The following is a 16,792-nucleotide window of genomic DNA, read 5'->3' as shown; positions in this document are numbered from 1 at the left end:
CTCTAAAGGAGATCAGGCGTAGCTCCTCAATCTCTTGGGCCATATCGATAAGTCCCTCCTCCAAACACCCCATGGACAAGCGCATGAGCGTCAAGTCAAGTTCGCTGCTTTCCATATCTTGAAGCTTGCTGAGCAGTTTCAACCACTCCTCCCATCCAACCGGCAAGGACAAGGGAGAAAGAGGTTGTACTCCGTATAACGAAAAGGTCCAGACTCGACTTTGGAGCGTAGGGATGAGCTTGGCTTCTTCCATCAAAAGTAGAATTGCCCCCTTTTGCGGAGGCTCCTCGGTTATTTTCAAAAGGCTGTTGGCAGCCGGTAACGACAGTCTATCGGCAGCACATATCACGCCCAGTCTCAATGGCGATACGACCGGAGCAAGAAAAAGCTCAGCCGACATGCGGCGGCAGTCGTCAATTCCAGGAGGTCTGTCAAAAGAGCCAGCCATTATGAGATCGGGGTGGCTAATTCCATCCCAAGCCCGGCAAGACCGACATTCATCTTCGCCACTGCCGCCCTCACAGAGGTAGAGCTTGCCCACCTCGGCTAAAACAGTTTCGTGCAGGGGGGCTTGCGCCACAAAAGCAACTGCATGAGGCTTCTTGCCCTGCAGAGATGCCTCCTTTAAACTTTGAAAAGCGCTGCTTTCTCTTACAAAAAGAGAGAGATCAGGCAACCTTTGATCTCCTCCACAAGTTTCAAAATCTCCACCCTTTCGGACTCTCTGAGGATGGCCTTCTCAAGGGAATCGAGCGCAGAATCGGCTTTTTCTACTGCCAACAGAAGCGTCCTTTCCGAGCGCTTCCACCGAAGTTCCTTTTTTATTCGCATCCCCTCTACGGCCATCTGGAGCAACACCCTTACCAACTTCTTATACTTGCCCAGGAGTAATTGCGACGGAAAACGGATGAGCTGATCCGACAATTCTTCGAGCTCTTCGAGCAATGACGCAATCTCAGCTGAAGCAAAATGGTCCTCGAATCCCCCGCTCTCGACGCCGGAGGCCGCACCCACGAGATCGCGGCGACCGCGTAAAGCTTTTTGGGTCTCCCATTCGTTTTTTCTCTTGGATCGATCGACCTTCATTGGAACAAGCATCGCGCGATTATGTCGCGCACAATTTCATGAACAGACCACACATCCAAAGCGGCGTCCACCACTTTGATCCTATCATGCTCGCCTGCTATGCTTTTGTACCCCTCGCGGACGCGCGAGAGAAAAACCTCGCCCTCTAACTCGTTTCTTTCTCCTCTCGCATTCATACGACGCAAGGCTTCTTCGAGGGGAAGGTCGAAGAGCAAAGTGAGATCTGGCATGGGGAAATTGTGCCATTGGATTAATTCATTAACTCTCTTGAGCGACAACCCTCTTCCCCACACTTGATAGGCCAGAGTGGAATCTATATAGCGCTCGCAAATTACGGTTTTGCCCTCCTCCAAAGCCGGTCTGATTACTCTTTTTACATGCTCTAGACGGTCGGCCAAAAACACGTAGAGCTCACCCCAGGGATCGCTCAAACCCCCAGAAAGCAGCGCATCGCGCAAACTCTCTCCCCCTGGCCAGCCTCCCGGCTCCTTGGTCAAGAGGATATTTGAATCTCCCAAAAGCCCCCCTAACCACTCTGCGCAGAGGGCCGCTTGAGTGCTCTTGCCTGCTCCATCGATCCCCTCGAATGTTACGAACACTTCTTATGCCCTCCCTCAGAATCTATAGGAGACGCCGACCGATTCCGTGTCATCATCGCCCTCGTAATGGCGATAGAATAGCCCCCAACGGTCTGTAACGCGCCACTCGCCTTGGACATACCATTTTCCCCCATCTTCATCCCACCACTGCCAAGAAATGGCGAGCGGCAGGCCGATCGTCTTCATGTCCCAAAGCGCTCCACCGCCCAGATCTCCGTGGACATAGCCTCCCCATAGCTCACCCCATCTGGCACGGTATCCGAAGGCACCGGTAAATGCGTCATCATATCCCAAGTCCTCGCCCGCGAGACGAAGGAACCACGGGGAGTTTACCTTACCTATATCTAAACCCACATCCATCATGAGCTCTTCATCCTCGCCAGAGGTCATCTGATGAACGTAGGTTCTTCCGCTAATCCGATAAGATTGCACTTCTTTCAAAAGCTCACTGGCCTGTGATGTTGTTTCCGTTACATCCTCTAAAAGAGCAGGCAATTTTCCTTCTCCATCTTCAAATAAAGCAGCGTCAAGATTTCTCGCCAACTCAGCGAGGCTCTGGGTTGCGTCCCCCAGCCCCTTTACAGCGCGCCTCAAATCTTTCCCGCCTTCTCCATCAACGTCGAAATCGGTTATTATTGAGTCTATCCGTTCCACAGACGATCTCAGCTTCGTTATAGTCATCCTCAAGTCTTCGTCGTTTTCTTTTACAACCCCCTCCAGCGTTCCCGACAGGCTGGACCAACGCTCGGTGAGGACGCCAACGTCTGTCTGAACTCTTTCAAGGAAGGCTTTTCCTTGATCTGCAACGTTCGAGAGGCGTTGCATCGCCACCCGCACATCTGCAATGAGATGAGGGAGATCTATAGAGGCTTTCCTAAAGGCCTCCCAAATCTCTTGATCGTCCATGATCTCTTTTATCCTACTAAAGATGTCCTCCATGATCTGGAGATTTTTTTGCACTTCAGCGACCAACTCGTCCATTCCAGGCTGGGACCTTCCGTTGACGCTGCTCCCGGGCGAAAGATATTCTTCGCTCTGCCCTCTGTAGATCTTCAAGTTGGCCTCCCCCAACAATCCTCCCCTGTCAACTATGAAGCTGCTGTCGATTGGTATTTTATACCCCTCGCGCACCGATATCTTGACCGACGCTCTTGCGGGAATCAAAGACACCCCTATCACGTACCCTCCCTCAACGCCCGATATGTAAACAGGAGAACCGCTTTTGAGACCGGAGGCGTCTTCCAAAAGCACTTCTATTTCGTAACCTTTTTCTCGCCACCATTTGCCGCCCGTGACGAAGACCAACCCTCCGAGTAGCGCCAAGGCAACGAAGGTTGCTATCCCGACCTTCAGCTCACGGCTCAACCTGCCCACCTCTCCTCACGGCTCTGAGTCCAGAGGCGAATCGCAAGACATTCGGGTCCTGCGACTTATGCCACTCAAGGGGCGTGCCAACCCATACTATGCGACCTTCATCCATTAAGGATATCTTATCGCTGACGCCGAGAGCAGAAACTATGTCGTGAGTGACCATGAGCACGCCAACATTAAACGTCTCTTTCAACTTCAAAACGAGCTCGTCTATGAGCCTTGCCGTGATCGGATCAAGCCCCGTAGACGGCTCGTCCAAAAGCAATAACCGAGGACGATAAACCAATGCCCTCGCGATTGCAACGCGCTTTCTCATCCCGCCGGATAGCTCAGCTGGAAGAAGGCTCTCTGCGCCTTCGAGTCCCACGGCTGTCAGGATTTCCTCGACACGTTCACTTACGGCTTTTTTATCTTTGACCCCCAAGCAATAATACAACGGAAAGGCCACGTTTTCTCCCACGCTCATCGAGTCAAAAAGCGCCCCTCCTTGGAAGACGACACCGATCCTTCGCCTCAGTTCGATTAGTTCTTCCTCGTCTGCTTCGGCTACGTTGTGGCCGAATAGATGAACTTCTCCATCTTCGATATCAACGAGGCGCAAGACGAGGCGCAAGACCGTGGTTTTCCCACACCCGGATGGCCCCATTAAAGCCATCGCTTCGCCGGCAGCCAGCGAGAAGCTCACGCCCTTAAGCACTTGATGATCATCGAACCGCTTAAATGCCTCTCTTACCCTTAATATCTCCTCCACTAACCCCCACCCCCGAAGAGGAAGGTGGAGAGGAAATAGTTGAAGACCAAAATTAACATATCACCCCACACAACAGCTCGAGTAGTAGCTTCGCCGACCCCTTTGGCACCGTTGCCGGCGCGGAAACCCTCACTACACGCCACGGTCGCTATGATTAGGCCAAAAATAAGAGCCTTTAACAAACCGCCGTAGACGTCGTAAGGATCTACAAGGACCTCGATAGATCGCCTAAAAGTGCTCTGATGCACGCCATGGGCCACCACATAGAGATAGCCTCCTCCTATGCCGACGGCGAAGGAATAGATCGTCAATACGGGCAGCATTATCATCGAAGCCACTATTCTCGGCGCCCCCACAAAAACCTCGTCGTTCAGGCCAAAAGCCTTGAGGGCATCGAGCTGCTCTGTGACCCGCATGGTGCCGATTTCGGCAGCCATAGACGCCCCCACGCGCCCAGCTACCACAAGTCCCGTTAGCACTGGCGACATTTCCCTTATGAGGCTCAAAGCGATCACGCCGCCGATATATTCACCTGCGCCGAATCGCAAAAACTGATCTAAAGTCTGAACGGCCATGACCATACCCGTAAACGCGCTGGTTATGGAGACCATGATAACAGAACCAACGCCCACTCTTTCCAACTGTTCCACGAGATCGCGCAAGCTCCATGTATGTCGCCATAGGCCGCCCAGCGACCTACATGCAAAAACTACGTAACATCCCAATACTTCCAAAAAGGCGATGGTTCCTCTGCCGATTGCTACAATGAAACCAGGTCTTTCGTTGCTATTCGACATCTCCGTCGGCGAGAACTTTAATCTTCAGCTTCTTCACCTTCTACTGTTATGGCTTTTCGCAACAACCCCTCTACATAGTAAGAAGAGCGAAAAACTCTAAGGGAACCTTCCTTCATGCGCTTCTCCTTCATCTCGCTGACCAGCTCGGGTTCTTCCTCTATTTCTGAGTCCACTCCTTTACCGGCTCCCTCATATCTTAAAAGCTCGATTATAATCTGGTCGTTCGACTCTTTGGCTTCGAGCTCTTTGAGAAGTTGGGTCAGACTCCTTATGGACCGCCATCCCTCATAAAGGGATCTCTGCTCCGGCTCAGCTATGCCTCCACCTCTCACTATCACTTCACATCTTCCGCTCGTCCCCTCCGGCACGCGAAGCGAGAAATTCCTGACTTGAGCCTCGCCGCGATAGGGCCTCAACGTCACCTTAATTGGAATCTCGTCGCCTGGTTTAACGCTCCGGTTTTCTACCTCTAAATTCTCGATGTACAGGATCTTAGGAAGTCTTGTCACCTCAACGTCGAGATGAAAGCCGAGAGGGCGAATTTCCTGAAATCGGTTCAAAACAAATATAGATACAAGGCCTTTAACCTCATTCGTCAAGATTTGGGCTGCATCTTTATCGGAAAAGAAGACATTTCTCATGCTGAACTTCCCCGGGAAGCCGCCCCCCTCCACTGTGAAGGTGAATCTGATCGTGCCTTCGCCCACCCGTCCCCATAGATCATCCAATAACCCCATTACGGCTCCGGGGGCCACTTCACTGATCAGGAAAGGGTCATCGACCATTTGGAACCGTTTGGCGACTTCGGCGCCGGTATCTTGGTTGCGGAAGCGCAGGGAAACCTCAACCGCCGGAGGGAAAAACCCCAGTCTCCCACCTATGGCTTGAGGTCGGTCTTGTGTAATCATGCCCACTATGCTGATAGGGGTGCCGAGCTTAAAGGGGCTGCGCACGCTGGGTATAACTTCATGCACCCAGGAACGGCTCAAGGGATACGCTACAGAACCGCGGTTTAAAAAGGGATGAGCAAAGGCCACGAAGCGCCCATCCTTACCGACGGCCGTCAACGTGCCGGTAGCTCCCACTGTTACATCCCCCCAGGCCAAAAGCGCCCCAACCGAGTCGCCGGGTTTAAGGGAAGCCTTATACTCCACAGGAAGGCCTCCTTCGCTCGAAGAAGGCAAGGAGATCGCATCTAAGTTGAGCGAATCGCCGATTAGTCGGGCTCCTCTCGTGCTTATGCCCGAAGTCACCAGCGGAGCCATCTTGGTGCCTGCCTCCGAGATGGCTCCCTCGGGCAACCGCTCCTTCTGGGGCGGAGAGGAAAGACTAAATGGCGGGATGGCTTCAGGCCAGTCCAACACGGAAGCCATCTCCTCTATCGGCGTCACGAGGCCAAGTCGATGATCGCTAAACTCCCAGCCGTATCCTATAGCGCCCACGAGCTTGCCATTGATGAAAAATGGGCTACCGCTCATTCCGGCGGCGATCCCCCCGATTCGCTCCACCAGAGGGCCGCTCGTTCGAATCAAGATGAGCTGTTTCGGATGGTCAGATTGGGGAACCACGCTGAGCACTTCCGCCGGGAAGGAGATAACTTCGGTTCCCTTCACGACAGTATGAACCTCTCCCTTCATACCTGGCCTTACCTCGTTTACAGGAAGGATTGGCTCTGCCGGTACAAAGGGGCTTCCTTTCGCCGTTGTACATACGACGGTAAAGTAAAAAAAGATAAGGGTTAACACCTTAAATGTCTTACGCATGGTAATCTTCATCACCTATTCATAGTATTGACCTTGTGGTTTTTCAAAAAAGCCACGATGAAAGGATCTATATCTCCATCGAGTACAGCGGCTACATTGCCTATCTCTACGCCGGTGCGATGGTCTTTCACCAGCGTATAAGGGTGCAAAACATAGGAGCGGATCTGGTTGCCCCAGCCTATCTCCTTTTTCTCACCCTGAATCGCCTCCAGCTCTGCCTGTCGTTCCTGAAGGCGAAGTTCATATAGGCGCGCCCTCAAGATCTTCATCGCCACCTGCCTGTTCATGTGCTGTGAGCGCTCTTTTTGGCAACTCACCACTAAACCTGTAGGCAAGTGGGTTATGCGCACCGCCGAGTCCGTCATGTTCACGTATTGGCCGCCTGCGCCGCTCGCTCTAAACGTATCTATTTTGAGATCTTCCGGGCGGATTTCGACATCTACGTCCTCTGGAAGCTCGGGCAGCACTTCAACGGAGGCAAAGCTCGTATGCCGTCTTCTTGCGGCATCGAAGGGAGATATGCGCACCAGGCGATGGATGCCGCGCTCCGCCTTCAAATAACCATATGCAAACTGGCCCTTAATAAAGACGGTGGCAGACTTGATGCCAGCCCCTTCATCCTCGAGCAATTCTGCCACTTCCGCATCATACTTGCGCCTTTCCGCCCAGCGCAAGTACATGCGCAAAAGCATTTTGGCCCAATCCTGAGAGTCCAACCCCCCCGCTCCAGGATGAATGCTCAATATGGCATTGCAATTGTCATGCTCCTCGTCCATTAGGAGTTTTATCTGGAACGATTCGATTTCATCTTTCAGCGCCCTTGCGCGAGAGTAAAACTCCTCCAACAACTCCGGATCCTCTTCTTCGTCTAAGATTTCCGCAAGCGCTTCGACCTCTTCGAATTCACGGCTCAGCCTCTTCCAAAGGTCTAATTTTTCCTGGATGCGAGACAAAGCTCTTAGTTTTTCGCTGGAGTCAGATCGCGACCAAAACTCGGGAGAAGAACTGTCGGCTAATAGATCGTTGACCTGACTTTCAAGTTCAAGGGGGTCAAAGGCTGTCCTGCAGCTCGCGGAAGATCGAGCGCAGTTCTTCCATCGTCGTAGAAACGGGTAACATATTCATGGCAAAGCCTCCCATAAAAAGATTTTACTCAGATTCTGTCCAAAAAGAATTTGTAATTTATTATATCATTGCTGCCGATGGTTTTATTAACCTCGTGCCATATCGGCTATCGTAGACCTTAGGGCTTTTTCGATCTCTCATATCGATCGGCGCCGCCGATGTTCTTTCTTTATTCCTCAACGGCTGCATAGGACACTCAGCCGACGGCGCTCTTCGGATCGGAAGCGCTCCTTATCTACGAAGATTGGAAGAAGAGATTATTATAGAGTTTATCTTTACTTCGGTCATCGGCAATTTACTCCTCCTGTTCGGTTCCTTTTAGCGCCTGCGCTATCGCCTAAAGCCGAGACGGCCATTTATCTCGTTGACGGTGGAATTTACAGCACTATAGAGAGGAGTCTGACATAATTTGAGCACGCGCAATTTAGATCTCGAAGTCATCGAAAAAGCGCTCACGTCTTGCCCCTTCGGCCATCCTATATTTTTCAGAGAAACGCTCTCTTCTACCCAGGAATTGGCCAAAGAGCTCGCACTAAGCAGAGCTCCTGAAGGGGCGTTAGTGCTCGCAGAATGCCAAAGCAACGGACGCGGAAGGCTGGGCAGGCGTTGGTTTTCCCCCGAAAGAGGCGGGATTTACATGTCGACCATACTGCGCCCGACTATCCCCCTAAGCGACGCGCAGCTCCTAAGCCTTGCAGCCGCCGTCGCCGTTTCAGAAGCGATGGGGAAAGTTTACGGTCTCGCAGTTCAAGTTAAATGGCCGAACGACATTTTATACGACCAAAAAAAACTGTGCGGCATTTTGGGCGAGACGACCGCCGTCGGAGAACGCGTCATCTACTCCATAATCGGCGTAGGAGTCAACGTCAATATCCTACCGAACCTTCTCCCCGATGAATTACGAGAGCAGGCTACCTCGCTATGCGACATCCTCGGGCATGAAGTTTGCAGGGAAGAACTCGTAGCTGCCATAACAAAAGAGATATATCGCTGGACAAAAGAAACGTTGTATGAAGGGAAAAAAGAGGAGCTATTGCACGAATACGAACGGCGCTGCGGCACGCTCGGTCAGGAGGTCGTCGTAGAATCGGGCCAAAAGGCGTTGCGCGGCGTCGCAAAAGCCATAGGTCCAGACGGAGCGCTCGTTGTATCCACTGCAGAGGGAGACTTGAGCATAACAGCCGCAGCAGTATATCGCCTGCGCACGGCAAAACCCATATAACTCAAGATCGGTCGGCGGTAGCTGATATGAGTGCGAGATAAAGGTCGTGGAGGTAGAGCGTCCACTCCAAATCAAGAGAGGGAGGAGGAAAGACGACCGACCCCGTGAAATTAGCGAGCCTATCCTTCACTACGGCAGGAGTCCACACATCGGCCACGACTGTCCTCTTTTCTTTTTGCGCCCTCGAAAGCCACTCCTCTAAGAGACCTGTCCCTTCCCCGCACCTCCAGGTCTCAAAATGGCCCTCGGGCGGGCGCAGGAGATCGCCCGAGGCAGCCTGTAACCAGGGGGTCGTCAGAAAAGTGAGGTCTAATATTGGAAGCCCTGCGATCAGTTTCCTCCCTATGGCCAAATTCCCATCGAGGCGGGATTGAAACTCAGCCAACCTCCTCTGAAACAGAGAATAGTTTCCGGGGTCCCACTCGCTCAACAACTGTAGCAGGCGTTGCCCGATAAAGGGAAGGGAGGCAGGATCGAAAAACAGGGATCCCATCTTCTCTCCTGGGACAGGTAGCACACTGTAAAGGCATTTTGTCCCATTCTTGGGGTTCGTGCAAACGAGCCTAAGGGTAGGAACGTTAGCATCGGTCTTCTGCCGCAGGGCCATGACTTCGCCTTGGTCTCCCCACGTGGCAAGTGGCCGCACCTGCACAGCCGTCCCGCCCACAAAACGCGCGACCACGGCCAGCCACGGATCAGAAACCGCGAGCTCCCACGCCTCGACGGGAGAGACAGTGCAGAACAGTATAAGTAAAAAAATAACGATTATTTTTAATTTTACCAATTTCCTTATCGGCTGCCCGGCTTTACCAGAGGAATGCCGGCCCTGCAGAGAGGGCACAAGTCGCGCTCGTACGTCTGAAAGCTCACGCGCCACAGAGAGAAAAGCGGCGTAGGAAAACCAGCCTTACCGCCGCTTCTGTCAACTATGCAAGCCGTGCCCACCCAGTCAGCTCCTCCCTGAGCGATGTACTCTCCCACTTCGCGAGAGGACGTGCCGGTGGTTATAACGTCCTCAACCACCACGGCTCTCCTGTGTCCAGGATGAGGAAAGCGTCTGAGCTTCATCTTGCCATTCTCCCTCTCGCAGAACAAAAACTCCACCCCCAACCACCTTGCCACTTCATGTCCCACTATAATGCCTCCCAAGGCTGGCGAGACGATCACCTCCGGATTCAACTTAGCCACTTGTCGGCCTATTGCCTCACCTACGAACGCCGCGTTTTCAGGATAACGCAATAACATAGCACACTGTAGGTAGTTGCCGCTATGAAGCCCAGAGGTCAAGAGAAAGTGCCCTTCCAAAAGTGCGCCGCTCGCGCTCATCATAGCTATCAGCTTAGATTCTATAGATCCGCCTTCCTGCAACGCCATCCCTCCTCCATTTCCTCTTTTATCCGATCGATCGCGCTCCGCGGATCCGGGGATTCGAGTATCGGGCGTCCCACCACGAGGAAATCCCCGCCCATCCTCACGGCTTCAGACGGATGTGACGTGCGCCTCTGATCGTCAAGGTGAGGGGCAAATCTTATGCCAGGAACGACCGTAACGCACCGGCTCCCGATAATTGTGCGCACCGAAGGTAGATCTGTGGGCGCACACACTACCCCGTCAAGCCCTACCTCGGCCGCAAGGCTCGCTCGTGCCTTCAGGCATTCATCCATACTGGATCCAGGGGAAACCGCGCGCCACCCGGCTTCGTCGAGGCTCGTCAAAATCGTCACGCCAAACAACAAAGGACCCTCGGAGCTCCTCGCCTCGATCGCAGAGCTCATCATATCCCTGCCCCCGGCAATATGGACGGTTACGGCCCAGATGCCCATATTGCACAACGCCTCGACTGCGCCTCTGACGGTGTTGGGTATGTCATGGAGCTTTAAGTCCAAAAACACCCTCCACTTGCTGGCGAGAGAAGCGACCCATTGGGGGCCGCCCGAAAGGAGGAGGCGCGGTCCAATTTTGATATGCTCAACCATGTCTCCTACGCGCGACAGCAACATCTCCACTTCGTCGAGGCTTTTCAAGTCCAAGGCCAATATCAAAGACGGTCCATCCTTCATGTTAAATCCCTCCAGCGTGCGATGCAACTCCGACCATTTCCTCTGTCGAGGCGTAGCCATGGCGTTGCATGTATTCTTTTAATATCAGTGTAAATTTTGCCGGTAAGTTTAAATCTAAAAAAAGAGCAGTGCCCATCTCCACTGCTGACGCGCCTGCAAACAGCATCGCCACGACATCCCTTGCCTCCGCTATGCCTCCGCATCCGATCACGGGGATAGAGACGCACCTTGCCACCTCCCAGACCAACCGCAGTGCCAACGGAAAGACCGCAGGACCGGAAAGGCCAGCTACGACCCTATCGAAGACCGGTTTTTCGCTTTCCACGTCTATGGCCATGCCGAGCCACGTATTGGCGACCACCAAAGCGTCCGCGCCGCACTCTTGGGCACTGGTGGCCACCTTGACAATGTCGCAAGCGTGGGGCGTAAGCTTGACCCAAAGCGGACCGCCCCAAAGAGAGCGCGCGCAGGCTACAGCCTTTGCCGTGCTCTCGGGGTTAGATCCCCAAGCAATCCCGCCTTCGTCTACGTTCGGACAAGATATGTTGAGTTCAACGGCATCTATCTGGTCTTTTACAGAGGCAAGAAGCTTGAGCACCTCCGCAAGGGAAGGGAGATCTTCTACGGCCACATTGGCTATGAGCGACACGTCGCGGCTGCCGATCTCTGGCAATTCGCCCGAAATAAAAGCCTCGACGCCGCTGTTCTGTAACCCTATGCTGTTGAGCAATCCGCACGGTGTTTCCCACAGGCGAATCCCCCTGTTGCCCTCTCGCCTGTTTCTCGTGATACCCTTGGTGCAGATGGCTCCAAGCCCCGCTGTCAACTCGCCGCGCCAAAATGACGGATCATGGGGCCACGTCCCCGAAGCTGCTATGATCGGAGACCTGAGATCGAGACCACCGACACGACATCGAAGAGAAGACCTTTCAGAGCTCATCCCAGCAGACCTCCTCAGCATCAAAGACCGGTCCATCGCGACAAACCCGCTTGGGGCCGTTTGCGGTGGGCACGACACAGCCATGACACCCCCCGTAACCGCAAGCCATCCGCCGTTCGAGGCTCGCGTAGATGCGGGCGCATGAGATGCGCCGGACGAGAGATCTCAACATGGCCACAGGACCGCACGTCCATATTTCCTCGCCACTGTAAAGGGCACAAGCCGCGTCCACCGCGCTTCCCTTTTCGCCGATGCTTCCGTCGTCTGACCACACATGCAGAGCCTGGACTCGCCTGCCCACCCAGTTGACGAAGGATTCCCACCCTCTGTGAGGGACACCCATCACGAAGCGCATCGAGGGTGCCGACGGGCCATAAAAGGCACTAACAAAGACAAGGGGGGCAACTCCTATGCCCCCACCTACGAGCATAATTTTGCCCTGCGGCGCCGAAAAACCGGAGCCCAACGGGCCGCGCATCCTGCAGCTGACGCCGATCGGAAGGGAATGAATGATCTCTGTGCCCCTTCCTGCTAAGGAAAGGCAAATCTCTACTGCTCCTCCACTCGCTCCGGCTATAGCCATAGGCCTTCCCAACAGCGGATCACAGGAGCGCGCCTCAGAGAGGGGATAAAGCATGACGAATTGTCCTGGACGGGCGGCTTTGGCGATACGCGGCGCCTGAAACGTCAAATGTGCCAATCCATCTCCCAAGGGCTCTTTCGCCGACAAAATCGCCCCTTCGTCGCAAAATTCAATCTCGCTCTGCATGGAGCCTACTATCTCCGTCGACCCAGATCACCTTGCCTTCGCGCATCGTCATGACGGGCCACCCGCAAAGCGCGGCACCCTCCCATGGAGTGATGCGCGCTTTGCTCTCCCAGCGTTTTGCCTCTACCCGACGTTCTCTGCCGATATCCAAGGCCGTAATGTCTGCGACGCTCCCCTCCTCGATCCTTCCCAAATCCGATTTGCGGAGCACGGAAGCCGGCCCGGCGGTAAAAAGCCGTAAGAGGCGCTCGATCCCGAATGGTTTGCCGCGCTTAAGCCAAGCGTCTAAGACAACAGCCACGGCGCATTCCAGCGAGGCGATGCCAGAAGCAGCCTCTTGGAATGGAAGGTCTTTCTCGTCCAGGTGATAAGGTGCGTGATCGGTGGCAATGGCATCGACGGTCCCATCGGCCAGCCCTTCCCAAAGTGCTTCTAAATCGTGCGCTGTACGAAGTGGCGGATTTACCTTGTATGCTGCGCTGTAGCCGCTCTTTTCTATCAAAGACTCATCGAGCGTGAGGTGATGGGGCGTGACGTCGCACGTTATATTTATCCCATCCTTCTTGGCCCGACGCACTGCCTCCAAGGATTCTTTGGCGCTCAGGTGCGTCAGGTGAAGATGAGCGCCCGTATCCTTTGCCAGGGCGATCCCCCTCTCGACGGCTATCAGTTCGGCCGCCTTAGGCGCTCCTTTTAGGCCGCTCCGCGCCGCACACGGGCCATCATTCACCTGGGCATCCTTCGTCAAGGAAAGCTCCTCCGGGTGTTCCATTATAGCCATGCCGAGATCGTCGGCATATAGCAGAGCCGTCCTCAAAAGATGGGCGGTCGAAACGGGAAGGCCGTCATCGGTAAAGATGGCCGCCCCCTCATTCGCCATAAACCACATCTCTGCCAGCTCCTGGCCGTGCCTTCCCTTGGTCACGCTTCCAGCTGGAAGCACGCGGGCAGCCCCCGCGCTTTGGCCTCTTTCCAACACATAGCGCACGAGCGAGGAGCGATCTATAGGCGGATCCGTGTTCGGCATAGCCACCACTGTCGCAAAGCCGCCCGCCGCAGCAGCGCGCGACCCAGAAATTATGTCTTCTCTCCACTCCTGTCCCGGATCGCGCAGGTGAGCGTGTAAATCTATGAAGCCAGGGGCTAATATGCGGCCATCGAGGTCGATCCTTGTAGCTCCCTCAGGCGGCACAAAGCGCCCAGCAGGGGCGATCTTGGCCACTCTCCCCTTATCTATAACGAGGTCACACAGACCTTCGCGCAGGAGCTCGCCGTCAAAGAGTCTCCCATTGACGAGCCATTTCATTCTTTCACCCCTCCAAGCATTAGATAAAGCAACGCCATTCTGACAGCTACGCCAGCTCTTACTTGCTTCAATATGAAGCTCTGAGGCCCGTCCGCCACAGAGGAAGCGATTTCGACGCCTCTGTTTATGGGTCCCGGGTGCATCACCAGCGCTCCCTTTTTAGCTTTCCCGAGAAGCTTGTCCGTAAGGCCGTAGCGCTTGTGGTATTCGTCCAACGACGGGAACAATCCGGCATCCTGGCGCTCCCTTTGGATACGGAGCATGTAAACGACATCCGCTCCATCGATCGCCTCGGCTATATTCGGCTCATATGTAGCATTTAGCGAATTTATATCTGTCGGCATAAGCGTAGAAGGACCCGACAAACACACCTCGGCTCCCACCGCTTTAAAGGCGTATATGTCGCTTCTGGCAACTCGACTGTGCAAGATGTCTCCTACTATGGCCACCTTTTTGCCGTCCAGAGATCCGAGTTCCCTCCAGGCCGTATACAGATCGAGCAATGCTTGGGTAGGATGGGCATGAGTTCCGTCACCGCCGTTTATGACGGAAGCTTTTTTTAGCTTTTCTGCCAAATAATATGGCACGCCGACCTCGCCGTGTCGAATGACAACGGCATCCGCGCCCATCGCCTCGAGCGTCCATATCGTGTCGCGAAGCGACTCGCCCTTGGCCGCGCTGGAACCCGAAGCGGTCCAGTTTATGACGTCAGCGCTTAAGAGTTTGCCGGCTATCTCAAAGGAGGTGCGCGTCCGCGTAGAGGGCTCGTAGAATATGTTGACTACTATCTTACCCCTGAGCGCCGGGGCCTTTTTTATAGAGCGATCGAGGATCGAATCCATGTTCGAAGTCTGCTCTAAGAGGAGCTCGAAATCTTCCCTCTCCCAGTCGTCCACATCGATGAGGTGCTTGCGTTTCCACGGCATTACCTTTCACCACCGTCTTCCCACAGGATCACCTGGTCATCGCCATCCCATTCTTTTACCCTAACCTCGACGACGTCGCTTTTGTCGGTCGAAATCTTTAGTCCCACGTAATCGGGATGTATGGGTAATTCCCTATTGTTTCGGTCTACCAAAACGGCTAATTGCACTAATGAAGGACGCCCCAAGTCCATCAGCGCGTCGAGCGCCGCCCTCACCGTCCTGCCCGTGAATATTACGTCGTCCACCAGGAGTATGCGTTTTCCGGTGATATTTACGGGAACCGAGGTGCTTCGGACTAGAGGCTGGTCTTGAAGGAGCGTCAAGTCGTCGCGATACAAAGTGATGTCGAGCTCTCCCATCGGCACTTCAACGCCATCCATGTCGCGAAAGCTTTTCTGCAGCCTTTTGGCAAGGCTCACGCCGCGCCTCTGCACGCCGACTATCACGACGTCGTCGAGGCCTTTGAGGTGTTCCGCCACCTCGTAGGCTATGCGGCTTATTGTTCTGTCCATCTCCTCCGCCACCATCAATATCTTCTTTGTCAAATACTTCCCTCCTTTTTCTACGGTAAAAAAAATGGCTGAACCGCCTAAAAGCGGTTCAGCCTCTTGAAACCAAGAACAAGACTTAATTTAATCCTTTTACCCGACATGACGGACAAATCTCCCCCTACAACTTTAGGCGGATTATACCAGCATATCAATCATCGCGCAACTTACAAGTGGCGCGAAAAAACAGCCACGCATTCCACATGCGCGGTCTGTGGGAACATGTCGAAAGGCTGCACGCAGGTTACGGCATATCCCCGCTCGCACAGACCAGCTGCGTCTCTGGCTAACGTGGCCGCATTGCACGATACATAGATTATCTTTCTCGGCTCCACGCTGACCAAACCGGCTATCACCTTCGGATGACAGCCGGAGCGCGGCGGATCTAACACCACTGTTTGGGGCGCCCAATCGTGCCACAGATGAACCGTATCCTCCGCCCTGCCGCAGAGCGCCCTAACGTTGCACAGACCGTTTCGGGCCATGTTGTCTCTCATATAACGAACCGCGTCGGCATCCTCTTCTACCGCCGTCACCTCTTCGGTCCCTTTGGCCAAGAATGCCGTCAAGCTTCCCACGCCGCTATATAACTCTAATACCCTACCACCACCGGCACCCCCCAACTCGGAGGCCACAAATCGATAGAGGTCGAGCGCTTGATAAGAGTTGACCTGAAAAAACGAGGCGGCGCTGAAAGTAAAAGAAAAATCGTCCAGATGCTCCGCGAGCTCATCCTTACCTACAAGGGTCCGATTTTTACTGCCCCAAATGAAGTTCCCCTCGTTTCGATTTACATTCAAGACGAAACCCCGAAGCGATGGAAAGGCGCAAGCCATTGCCTCGACTATGGCTTTAAGCTTCGCCCTTTCGTCGGCATCGGGCTCTTTAGCCACTACGAGCGCAACGAGGGCTTCTCCCGTAAAGCTCCCCACTCTAACGACCAGATGCCTTAAGAGCCCGAGGTGAGATCTCTCGTCGTACGCCGGAAGCTCACTTTCACTCATGAGCGAACGGAAGTGAGAAAATATCCGTTGAATCAAATCCTCGACAGCCGGGCAAGAAGTTACCGGCACAACTCGATGGCTACCCTCTCGGAAAAGACCGATCGTCCCTTGCCCACCTTGTTTTCTTATGGGAAAGGAGGCCTTGTTCCGATAGCCTATGCTCTTTGGGCTTGGGATGCAAGGATTTATCTGGGGAGAGCTAAAACCACCTATCCTCCGCAGGGCATCTGCCGCGAGTTCAGCCTTTAGGCTTAACTGGTAATCATACGAGGCATGTTGCAGCTGGCAGCCACCGCAAGAGCCGAAGTGCGGGCATACAGGATTTCTCCTCTCGGAGTTCGGCGATGAGATGGAAACCGCCCTGGCCACAGCATAATCGCGCTTGCGCAAAACCACTTCGGCCTCAACTTCTTCGCCGGGAAGTGCGCCGTCCACAAATGTTACGAGGCCATCGATCCTCCCTATGCCCTGCCCTCGGCTGTTCATCTTTTCTACTTTTATGCGCATGGTCGGGGGGATCTATGG

The 16,792-nt window shown here is 54.1% G+C and carries 17 protein-coding genes and 1 pseudogene; 1 reads left to right on the top strand and 17 read right to left on the bottom strand.

The features are described from left to right. Window positions 1-208 precede the first annotated feature (208 nt). The 8 genes and pseudogenes from EZM41_RS13915 to prfB all read right to left on the bottom strand — a co-directional run. A pseudogene (locus EZM41_RS13915) lies at window positions 209-676 on the bottom strand (DNA polymerase III subunit delta'); the annotation flags it as partial. Continuing rightward, window positions 652-1,086, bottom strand: a complete 435-nt coding sequence (locus EZM41_RS09985) for a DUF327 family protein (RefSeq protein ID WP_198470947.1) — start codon at window positions 1,084-1,086, stop codon at window positions 652-654. The pseudogene EZM41_RS13915 and the gene EZM41_RS09985, both read right to left, overlap by 25 nt. Then, on the bottom strand, window positions 1,083-1,685 hold the full coding sequence (gene tmk, locus EZM41_RS09980) for a dTMP kinase (protein ID WP_198470946.1): 603 nt from the start codon (window positions 1,683-1,685) through the stop codon (window positions 1,083-1,085). The genes EZM41_RS09985 and tmk overlap by 4 nt, the downstream gene beginning before the upstream one ends. 15 nt (window positions 1,686-1,700) lie before the next feature. Then, window positions 1,701-3,050, bottom strand: coding sequence for an MlaD family protein (locus EZM41_RS09975; RefSeq protein WP_198470945.1), 1,350 nt, complete (start codon window positions 3,048-3,050; stop codon window positions 1,701-1,703). Then, on the bottom strand, window positions 3,040-3,807 hold the full coding sequence (locus EZM41_RS09970) for an ATP-binding cassette domain-containing protein (RefSeq protein WP_198470944.1): 768 nt from the start codon (window positions 3,805-3,807) through the stop codon (window positions 3,040-3,042). The genes EZM41_RS09975 and EZM41_RS09970 overlap by 11 nt, the downstream gene beginning before the upstream one ends. Then, a complete protein-coding gene (locus EZM41_RS09965; protein ID WP_198470943.1) occupies window positions 3,807-4,604 on the bottom strand; it encodes an MlaE family ABC transporter permease in 798 nt (265 codons plus the stop codon). The genes EZM41_RS09970 and EZM41_RS09965 overlap by 1 nt, the downstream gene beginning before the upstream one ends. A gap of 17 nt (window positions 4,605-4,621) precedes the next feature. After that, window positions 4,622-6,367 carry a SpoIVB peptidase S55 domain-containing protein gene (locus EZM41_RS09960; RefSeq protein WP_269778900.1) on the bottom strand — a complete coding sequence of 582 codons (1,746 nt, stop codon included), beginning with the start codon at window positions 6,365-6,367 and terminating at the stop codon, window positions 4,622-4,624. Between the two features lie 11 nt (window positions 6,368-6,378). Then, a protein-coding gene (gene prfB, locus EZM41_RS09955; RefSeq protein WP_198470941.1) for a peptide chain release factor 2 occupies window positions 6,379-7,492 on the bottom strand; the annotation gives its coding sequence in 2 pieces (ribosomal slippage) (window positions 6,379-7,419 and window positions 7,421-7,492; 1,113 coding nt in all). Between the two features lie 409 nt (window positions 7,493-7,901). Between prfB and EZM41_RS09950 the strand changes: the two genes are divergently transcribed. Beyond that, entirely contained in the window at window positions 7,902-8,714 is an 813-nt protein-coding gene (locus EZM41_RS09950; protein ID WP_198470940.1) for a biotin--[acetyl-CoA-carboxylase] ligase, read from the top strand. A 1-nt stretch (window position 8,715) separates the two neighbouring features. Here the strand turns inward: EZM41_RS09950 and EZM41_RS09945 are convergent, their stop codons facing one another. The 9 genes from EZM41_RS09945 to rlmD all read right to left on the bottom strand — a co-directional run bounded on the left by EZM41_RS09945 (window position 8,716) and on the right by rlmD (window position 16,774). Beyond that, on the bottom strand, window positions 8,716-9,555 hold the full coding sequence (locus EZM41_RS09945; protein ID WP_198470939.1) for a hypothetical protein: 840 nt from the start codon (window positions 9,553-9,555) through the stop codon (window positions 8,716-8,718). Continuing rightward, window positions 9,504-10,088: an orotate phosphoribosyltransferase gene (gene pyrE, locus EZM41_RS09940; protein WP_198470938.1), complete on the bottom strand. Its 585-nt coding sequence runs from the start codon at window positions 10,086-10,088 to the stop codon at window positions 9,504-9,506. The genes EZM41_RS09945 and pyrE overlap by 52 nt, the downstream gene beginning before the upstream one ends. Next, window positions 10,061-10,774 (bottom strand): orotidine-5'-phosphate decarboxylase, encoded by a 714-nt coding sequence (gene pyrF / locus EZM41_RS09935; protein WP_198470937.1) that lies wholly within the window; start codon window positions 10,772-10,774, stop codon window positions 10,061-10,063. The genes pyrE and pyrF overlap by 28 nt, the downstream gene beginning before the upstream one ends. 1 nt (window position 10,775) lies before the next feature. Beyond that, window positions 10,776-11,714 carry a dihydroorotate dehydrogenase gene (locus EZM41_RS09930; RefSeq protein ID WP_198470936.1) on the bottom strand — a complete coding sequence of 313 codons (939 nt, stop codon included), beginning with the start codon at window positions 11,712-11,714 and terminating at the stop codon, window positions 10,776-10,778. Next, on the bottom strand, window positions 11,704-12,483 hold the full coding sequence (locus EZM41_RS09925; RefSeq protein WP_198470935.1) for an iron-sulfur cluster-binding protein: 780 nt from the start codon (window positions 12,481-12,483) through the stop codon (window positions 11,704-11,706). Before EZM41_RS09925 ends, EZM41_RS09930 begins: the two co-directional genes overlap by 11 nt. Then, window positions 12,467-13,789 (bottom strand): dihydroorotase, encoded by a 1,323-nt coding sequence (locus EZM41_RS09920; RefSeq protein ID WP_198470934.1) that lies wholly within the window; start codon window positions 13,787-13,789, stop codon window positions 12,467-12,469. Before EZM41_RS09920 ends, EZM41_RS09925 begins: the two co-directional genes overlap by 17 nt. Further along, on the bottom strand, window positions 13,786-14,715 hold the full coding sequence (locus EZM41_RS09915; RefSeq protein WP_198470933.1) for an aspartate carbamoyltransferase catalytic subunit: 930 nt from the start codon (window positions 14,713-14,715) through the stop codon (window positions 13,786-13,788). The genes EZM41_RS09920 and EZM41_RS09915 overlap by 4 nt, the downstream gene beginning before the upstream one ends. Then, window positions 14,715-15,260 carry a bifunctional pyr operon transcriptional regulator/uracil phosphoribosyltransferase PyrR gene (gene pyrR / locus EZM41_RS09910; protein ID WP_198470932.1) on the bottom strand — a complete coding sequence of 182 codons (546 nt, stop codon included), beginning with the start codon at window positions 15,258-15,260 and terminating at the stop codon, window positions 14,715-14,717. The genes EZM41_RS09915 and pyrR overlap by 1 nt, the downstream gene beginning before the upstream one ends. 170 nt (window positions 15,261-15,430) lie before the next feature. Beyond that, entirely contained in the window at window positions 15,431-16,774 is a 1,344-nt protein-coding gene (gene rlmD, locus EZM41_RS09905) for a 23S rRNA (uracil(1939)-C(5))-methyltransferase RlmD (RefSeq protein ID WP_198470931.1), read from the bottom strand. Between the last annotated feature and the right edge of the window lie 18 nt (window positions 16,775-16,792).

The sequence above is a fragment of the Acetomicrobium sp. S15 = DSM 107314 genome, from assembly GCF_016125955.1.
Classification (GTDB): domain Bacteria; phylum Synergistota; class Synergistia; order Synergistales; family Thermosynergistaceae; genus Thermosynergistes; species Thermosynergistes pyruvativorans.
This window is presented reverse-complemented; position numbering and strand designations above follow the sequence as displayed.

Coding starts and splice junctions, on each gene's coding strand:
- EZM41_RS09985 (WP_198470947.1), bottom strand. CDS start 1,086: ATGAAGGTCGATCGATCCAAGAGAAAAAACGAATGGGAGACCCAAAAA.
- EZM41_RS09965 (WP_198470943.1), bottom strand. CDS start 4,604: ATGTCGAATAGCAACGAAAGACCTGGTTTCATTGTAGCAATCGGCAGA.
- EZM41_RS09915 (WP_198470933.1), bottom strand. CDS start 14,715: ATGCCGTGGAAACGCAAGCACCTCATCGATGTGGACGACTGGGAGAGG.
- pyrF (WP_198470937.1), bottom strand. CDS start 10,774: ATGAAGGATGGACCGTCTTTGATATTGGCCTTGGACTTGAAAAGCCTC.
- EZM41_RS09960 (WP_269778900.1), bottom strand. CDS start 6,367: ATGCGTAAGACATTTAAGGTGTTAACCCTTATCTTTTTTTACTTTACC.
- rlmD (WP_198470931.1), bottom strand. CDS start 16,774: ATGCGCATAAAAGTAGAAAAGATGAACAGCCGAGGGCAGGGCATAGGG.
- pyrE (WP_198470938.1), bottom strand. CDS start 10,088: ATGGCGTTGCAGGAAGGCGGATCTATAGAATCTAAGCTGATAGCTATG.
- EZM41_RS09925 (WP_198470935.1), bottom strand. CDS start 12,483: ATGCAGAGCGAGATTGAATTTTGCGACGAAGGGGCGATTTTGTCGGCG.
- EZM41_RS09920 (WP_198470934.1), bottom strand. CDS start 13,789: ATGAAATGGCTCGTCAATGGGAGACTCTTTGACGGCGAGCTCCTGCGC.
- EZM41_RS09930 (WP_198470936.1), bottom strand. CDS start 11,714: ATGAGCTCTGAAAGGTCTTCTCTTCGATGTCGTGTCGGTGGTCTCGAT.